This is a genomic window from Burkholderia sp. BCC1996, from assembly GCF_905339955.1.
Lineage (GTDB): Bacteria > Pseudomonadota > Gammaproteobacteria > Burkholderiales > Burkholderiaceae > Burkholderia.
This window is the reverse complement of record NZ_CAJPHM010000071.1, coordinates 1-1779: the sequence shown is the minus strand read 5'-3', so window position 1 is coordinate 1779 and position 1779 is coordinate 1. Positions and strand designations below refer to the sequence as shown.

Below are 1779 nucleotides of genomic sequence, written 5' to 3'. Positions count from 1 at the left end.
CCGACAGGCCCGAATCAGAACTGGTCGATGGACTTCGTTTCTGACGGATTGGCCTATGGTCGGCGGTTTCGATGCCTGAACGTGGTCGACGACTACACGCGCGAGTGCCTGGCCATCGAGGTCGATACTTCGCTGCCGGGCCTACGAGTGCAGCAAGTGCTCGAGCGGCTCAAGGAGATGCGAGGCTTACCCGCATCCAGAATGTGCAACGCAAGGTAAAACGGGGCCGCGCACACGGCGAGATGCAGTGCGCGAGCTGTCAAAGAGCGAACGACAACCAACCAGTGGTCTTCCGCAGCATCGGGGAGGCTTGCTGACCATAGTGGACACAAGATTCATCGCACACGGCGTGATCTTCACCGTACCTAAAACAGCATAGAAGCCCCAGCGGAAGGTCCGAGCATTATCTACGGGGTCGCCTGCGCCCCAACGGCAGCCGAGAGAGGGATCGATCCACTGGGTAAACCGAGTTCGAAGAACTGCCTGTAAGGCTGGTTCTTCTTGATCATGCTGTAAGCCACGCGAGCCATCTTCGCTGCCACGGCGGTGAGCGCCTTGCGCTTGAGGTCAGCGTCGTCCGGATCTGCATGGACGTAACGTTCATATTTCGAGCGGAATGAGTTCTCCTTCATGCGCACGGCAGCCATGCCTGCCATCCAGAAGGCCAGCCGCAACCGTGCATTGCCGCGCTTGGAGAGTTGCTCGCGCCCCCGCTGGGTACCCGACTGTATCTTCGCCAGGTCGAATCCACAGTACTTCAGGAACTGACGGTGGTGACCGAAGCGGCGCAGGTCGCCGGCCTCGGCGAGGATAGTCATGGCGATCACCGAGCCAATGCCAGGCAGCGTCTTCAGATGGGCGAAGTCGATATTGTCGTGAAGCTCCGCCTCGGCGCGCGCCTCGATTGCCGCTCGCAGTACGTTGAGCTCCTGGTACCTGCGAAGGGTAATACGGAATGTCTCGACAGCCAGGCAATCCGGCGCGTGAGGCAAGGCAGCGGTGTGTGCAGCTGTTTCCCATATCTCTTCGAGTTTGGCGCGTTTGTTCACCTTGCGGCCGACCAGATCCCATGCAGCAGCCACAAAGCTCTCGCGATCCAGGGCGCGTACGTGCGTCGGCGTCGGAAACTCGAGCAGGAAACGCACGAACCATTCGTTGCGGGTGGTGCACCAGTAGCGGTGCATCTCCGGGAAGTACAGGGGCAGGCTGTGGTTGATCAGAGAGTGCTGCACCTTGGTGCGTGCACGGGAAACTTGGTAGTAGGTCTTTGCAAGTTCCTGCAGGTCATGATGGCCGGCGATCTGCGGGTCCACGTAACGCTGATATGTGCCACGCCTGAGCATTTCCAGGATGACCTGCGCGTCCTTGGGATCGTTCTTGTCCCAAGAGTTGAACATTGCTTCGCGATACCGCGCCTGTGCCACGGAATTGATGCTGACCACTTCGTGCCCGGCTGTGAGCAGGCGGTGAGCCAGCGGGCGATGGTAGTCGCCGGTCGGCTCAAGCGCTACCCGGCAATTGCCGGGTAGCGCTTGAAGGTAACTCAACAGCCGGTCGAAGTCAGGAGCGCTGTTGGTCATCCGGAAGCGCTGACGCTTCCCGTCCGACAACTCGATCAACACAGCGTTCGAATAACGGGCGATGTCGATCGCAACCAGGTTCAGGGGCAGCGTACCTTCCAGCAAGTCGGCCATTTCGGTTCCCTCCGGCGGGTGGTGAACGGGCAATCCAAAGGATGCCCGTTACCCCTTGATGGCTGACATTCTGCATGTACTACGG

1 protein-coding gene and 1 pseudogene are annotated in these 1779 nt (G+C 59.8%); one reads left to right on the top strand and one right to left on the bottom strand.

Annotation, left to right across the window (positions count from 1 at the left end; all coding sequences use genetic code 11):
- Positions 1-192: pseudogene (locus U4Z64_RS37200) on the top strand (DDE-type integrase/transposase/recombinase); the annotation flags it as partial.
- A 215-nt stretch (positions 193-407) separates the two neighbouring features.
- Here the strand turns inward: U4Z64_RS37200 and U4Z64_RS37195 are convergent.
- A complete protein-coding gene (locus U4Z64_RS37195; protein ID WP_060011748.1) occupies positions 408-1694 on the bottom strand; it encodes an IS110 family transposase in 1287 nt (428 codons plus the stop codon).
- Between the last annotated feature and the right edge of the window lie 85 nt (positions 1695-1779).

Bases quoted from the DNA above. Each gene is read 5' to 3' on its own strand.
- U4Z64_RS37195 (WP_060011748.1), bottom strand. From the start codon at position 1,694: ATGGCCGACTTGCTGGAAGGTACGCTGCCCCTGAACCTGGTTGCGATC.